This is a genomic window from Proteus vulgaris (assembly GCF_016239305.1).
Lineage (GTDB): Bacteria > Pseudomonadota > Gammaproteobacteria > Enterobacterales > Enterobacteriaceae > Proteus > Proteus vulgaris_C.
This window is the reverse complement of the sequence record NZ_JAEHOQ010000048.1, coordinates 1-5,338: the sequence shown is the minus strand read 5'-3', so window position 1 is coordinate 5,338 and position 5,338 is coordinate 1. Positions and strand designations below refer to the sequence as shown.

The 5,338-nt window shown below is 37.1% G+C and carries 4 protein-coding genes; all 4 read left to right on the top strand.

The genetic code is table 11. The features are described 5' to 3' along the window. Positions 1 to 491: 491 nt before the first annotated feature. The 4 genes from JEP40_RS18815 to JEP40_RS18800 all read left to right on the top strand — a co-directional run bounded on the left by JEP40_RS18815 (position 492) and on the right by JEP40_RS18800 (position 4,997). Positions 492 to 2,018 (top strand): L-lactate permease, encoded by a 1,527-nt coding sequence (locus tag JEP40_RS18815; protein WP_198624790.1) that lies wholly within the window; start codon positions 492 to 494, stop codon positions 2,016 to 2,018. Between the two features lie 120 nt (positions 2,019 to 2,138). Then, the gene (locus tag JEP40_RS18810; protein WP_198624789.1) at positions 2,139 to 2,858 is read left to right on the top strand and encodes a (Fe-S)-binding protein; all 720 of its coding nucleotides are present in this window, start codon (positions 2,139 to 2,141) and stop codon (positions 2,856 to 2,858) included. 11 nt (positions 2,859 to 2,869) lie between these two features. Next, complete coding sequence (locus JEP40_RS18805; protein WP_075670932.1) at positions 2,870 to 4,291, top strand: LutB/LldF family L-lactate oxidation iron-sulfur protein; 1,422 nt, start codon at positions 2,870 to 2,872, stop codon at positions 4,289 to 4,291. Position 4,292: 1 nt separating this feature from the next. Then, positions 4,293 to 4,997: a LutC/YkgG family protein gene (locus tag JEP40_RS18800; RefSeq protein WP_198624788.1), complete on the top strand. Its 705-nt coding sequence runs from the start codon at positions 4,293 to 4,295 to the stop codon at positions 4,995 to 4,997. The last annotated feature ends 341 nt before the right edge of the window (positions 4,998 to 5,338 follow it).

Here is a 5,338-nt window from a genome sequence, read left to right as displayed (position 1 = left end):
ATTTTTCTTAATATTAAAAATGATTATTATAGTTGTTTATATCATAAAAAATGACATTTTAAGTCCACTTTCACTGTTCTGTTACATGACTAGAACCATCAATATCGTTCTTTTTTTCATCAAAAAAAAATTTAACAACAATATTAATAAATCAATTACATTGATAAACATCAAAAAATGCGACAATTAACAAGCAAATAATAAGAAAAAAGGAATTTTTTTATATTTGTCACACAATTGATTTTATTCTATTACATCTCAATAATTATTCCCTACAATAGCCAACTAATCTAACCTGACAATTTCCTAAGTAATGATATTTTTCATTGTTTAGGTTAGTAACTATCTTTTTTTATTTATGATTTATCGTTTCAGCAAAGTAGAGCATTAATAAAACCTAGTACCCTACACAATTATATAATGACCAACTTATAGGTTTGCCAACGCAGTTATAAACGATAAAAATTGCAAACTTAAGGATAAAAATAATCATGTCAGACTATCTCTCATTCTTATTAGGCATAGTACCTTTAGCGGTTTTGATTTTTATGATCTTAAAAATGAAATCAGCCGTTCACCATGCCGTGCTGGTTTCTTTAGTGATAACCGTCGCACTGGCTATTTTTCATTGGAACAACACCATTCAATTTGCTTCTGTTTCTGTGCTTTATGGCGCAATAAAAGGATTGTGGCCAATCATTATCGTGATCCTAGCCGCTATTTATAGTTATAACCTGATGTTAAAAACAGGGGGAATGGAAGTACTTAAAGATGTGCTTGCAGGAATAAGTGATGATAAGCGCGTGCAAGTTTTGCTTATCTCATGGTGTTTTGGAGGATTTCTTGAAGCAGTTGCGGGATATGGTACTGCTGTTGCCATTCCTATCGGTATTTTGATAGCACTTGGATTTGATCCCTTTAAAGCCGCAGTTGCTTCTTTAGTTGCTAATACTGTTCCTACCGCCTTTGGTGCTGTTGGTATCCCAGTCTCTATTTTGGCACAAAATACAGGGCTTGACGTCTTAGTGTTAAGTAAAACCATAATAATCCAGTTGGGATTATTCAACATCCTGTTACCTTTTGTCATTGTTGCCATTGCAGGTGGGGGAATTAAAGCAATTAAAGGTGTCGGATTTATTACTTTAATGTGTGGTATCAGTACACTTATCCCTCAATACATTGTTGCGGCTAATTTAGGTGCTGAATTACCTGCATTTGCGGGAAGTTTAGTCAGCTTGGTTGTCGTTATTTTCCTTGCTAAGCGCATGAAAAATAACAGAGATCAGAAAAAAATCGCTAAAAAACACACAGGCAAAGAATTACTAGTAGCAAGTTCTATTTATCTATTTACCTTTATCTTTATTTTAGCGTGTTCACCTTTATTCCCTGCGATACAAAGTATGGCAGGCGCTATTTCCACAAAGATCCCATTTGTATTAAGTGAAACACAAACGGAATATCAAACCATTGCTTGGTTAAGTACTCCGGGTGTATTGATTATTTTAGCGAGCTTTGTGGGTGGCACTATTCAAGGTGCAAGCGTTTCAACACTTATCTCAGTGCTTGTTAAAACCACTATCCAACTAAAAAATTCCATTATTGCCATCACAGCAATTGTGGCAATGGCAACAGTCATGGATTTCAGTGGCATGATTGGTAGCATTGCTGAAACCTTAGTCGATTTTACAGGTGCAGGATTTATCTTTATTGCCCCAGTGATCGGTGCATTAGGAACCTTTGTAACGGGCAGTGATACCAACTCTAACGTGCTGTTTGGTAAATTACAAACCAGTGCTGCAGCTAAACTTAATATCGATCCTTTCATTCTAGCTGCCGCTAATACCTCTGGTGCAACCGGCGGTAAGATGATCTCACCTCAAAGTATCGCCATTGCTGTTTCAGCCACAAAAATGGATGGTCAAAGCAGCGCCATTATGCGTGAAACCTTAAAATACTGTATCGCCTACATCGTTATTCTTGGGGCAAAGATCGGCATTATTTATCACCTAATGAACTAATTTAATAAGGAAAAGGGAATGAATCCATCCCATTCCCTTCTCTTCTTATAACGAAGCAATAAAAGAATTTTATCTTTAGTAAAAATGACAACATCTGAGCGATGTTTTGGAGTTCGATTAATGAAAGTTAATTTTTATGCAACCTGTCTTGGTGATGTGCTGAAAGCAGACTCAGCCAGAGATACCGTCTTGTTACTTGAGAAATTAGGTTGCGAAGTACTATTTCAAGAGCGCCAAGGTTGCTGTGGTCAGCCCGCACTTAATAGCGGTTATGTCAATAACGCAAAACCTGCCATGAAATCGTTAATTGAAACATTGGAAGTCAATGACTACCCGATTATTTCACCCGCAGGATCCTGTACTTATGCCATAAAAGGCTACCCAACTTATCTTGCCGATGAGCCACAATGGGCATTGCGTGCACAAGGTATTGCAGATCGCCTTATTGATTTAACCAGTTTTATTGTTAATACCTTGGGCGTTGTCGATGTTGGTGCCCGCCTTCCTGGTAAAGCTGTTTATCATCCATCATGCAGTTTAACCCGCAAACTGGGTGTTGTTAGTGAGCCTTTAACACTATTAAAACACGTCGAAGGTCTTGAAATGCTACCTTTTGCAAACTCAGAAACCTGTTGCGGTTTTGGTGGAACATTCTCCGTGAAAATGTCTGAAATTTCGGGCGAAATGGTAACCGAAAAAGTAAAACATATTATGGATGTGAGTCCTGATTATGTCATTGGTGCAGATACAAGTTGCTTAATTAACATACAAGGCCGTTTGAGCCGTGAAAAGCGCCCTGTAAAAGTGTTGCATATTGCACAAGTTTTAATGAGCCAATAAGGGAGCCTGCTATGTCTATCAAAACCAGTGATATCGATTTCAGACCTCGCCTAGAACATGAAATGAAAGACACTATTATGCGTAATGCGGTCGTTATGGCACAAGAACGCATTGGAGCTAACCGTCAAATCATGGTCAAAGAGCTGGGAAATTGGGAAGAATGGCGAGATCGCGCTGAACAAATCCGTAACCATGTTCTTGAAAACTTAGATGCTTATCTCTATCAATTATCTGAAAAAGTAACAGAAAATGGAGGTCATGTTTATTTTGCTAAAACAGCAGAAGATGCCTCTCGTTATATTTGTGAAGTTGCCAAAAAGAAAAACGCGAAGAAGATCGTAAAATCTAAATCAATGGTCACCGAAGAAATTGGGATGAATAAAGCCTTACAAAATGAAGGTATTGAGATCATCGAAACTGACCTTGGCGAATATATTCTTCAATTAGATAACGATCCACCGTCTCATATCGTCGTTCCCGCTATCCACAAAGATCGTTATCAAATTCGTAAAGTCTTAAATGAAAAACTCAATTATGAAGGCAGTGAAACGCCGGAAGATATGACACTTTTCATTAGACAACGTATAAGACAAGATTTCCTGTCTGCTGATATTGGCGTTACTGGTTGTAACTTCGCAGTAGCTGAAACAGGTACCGTCTGTCTAGTCACCAATGAAGGTAATGCCAGAATGACCACTACATTACCTAAAACCCATATTGCAGTCATGGGTATGGAGCGTGTGGCACCGACATTTGAAGAAGTTGATCCCTTAATCACTATGTTATGCCGTAGTGCGGTTGGCTCTCGTTTAACCAGTTATAACACTTGGGTAACGGGTCCTCGTGAAGCGGGCAATGTCGATGGCCCAGAAGAGTTCCATTTAGTGATTGTGGATAATGGTCGTTCTGAAATTTTAGGCTCACAATTTAAAGATATTTTACGTTGTATCCGTTGTGGTGCTTGCCTTAATACATGCCCTGCTTACCGTAATATTGGTGGACATGCTTATGGTTCAATTTATCCAGGCCCAATTGGTGCGGTAATTTCACCACTATTAGGAGGCTATAAAGATTTCCATGATCTCCCTTACGCTTGTTCATTATGTAATGCATGTAATGTGGTTTGCCCAGTCAAAATTCCTTTAGCTCAGTTGATTTTAAAACATCGTCGAGTGATGGCTGAAACCGGTTTAACACCGAAAGCAGAGCGTCGAGTCACCGGTATGTTTAACTACCTCAATTCACACCCTGCACTTTGGAAAGTGGGAATGAATGTTGGTGCAAAAATGGCGGGACTAATGATCAAAAATGGTTCTACACCAATCAAAATCAGTGTTCTTAATGATTGGATGGAATCACGTGATCTCCCTAAACCAGATGGTTATAGCTTCCGTAGTTGGTTTAAACGCCATAAAGCAGAAGGAAAAAAATAATATGTTAAACGAACAAAACCGTAATGAATTTCTGCAAACTATTGCTGAAAAATTAGGTCGTCCTATTGCGCATAAACCGCAACCACAGCCAGCTCCAGTGAATAATTTAGCTAAAATGCGTTTAGCTAATCTGACTCAAGATGAATTGTGCAAAGAATTTACCGATTTTGCACAAACTCAGATGGTGAAATGTGTTGTTAGTAAACCAGAAGAGCTCATTAATAGTTTAATTGAACTCTGTGAAAGCTATGATTGTAAAGGCTCAGTGGTAATAAGTGGTGATGATCGCTTAGATGCACTAGGTGTGACAAAAGCCATCAGTGAAAAATACGAAACCTATATTTGGAACCCAGAACTTGGTCATGAAAATATTATTCATGCTGAACGCTCTCAAATTGGAATTGTATTTGCTGAAGCGGGATTAACTGAATCTGGAGGGATTGTTTTATTTTCTTCACCAGAAAAAGGACGTGCTGTTAGTTTATTACCTGAAACTTCAATTGTTATTCTACGTAAAAGCGATATTTTGCCTCGAGTAGCTCAAATTGCTGAACGTTTACATAAAATGGCGCAAGAAGGCGTAAGAATGCCGTCTTGTATCAATTTAATTGGTGGTGCAAGTTCTACAGCAGACATTGAATTGATTAAAGTATGGGGGGTTCATGGCCCTGTTCATGCTGCTTATTTGATTATAGAAGATTGCTAATTCAGTATAGATCAACAATGAAAAGTACGATAACTAAATAACTTAAAGCCATGGTCAAAGGATTGACCAATATAAAAAGATTATATAACACCTTAAATTTACTGATAAAGTTCCCATTTTTAGATGGGAACTTTGATTTACACAATCAATGCAAATAACTTTTCTCAATTTTTTCAGAACAATACATAACCTTCAATAACTTAATTCTCAAAAAATTTCTCAGTATTATTGACAAAAGAATTAATATCATATTAATACAAGTTTTTACATTTAACTTTTAACACTGATTAAATATTCTTTCAAAAAAATATTATTATTTTAATACTTATACTATAAAAACA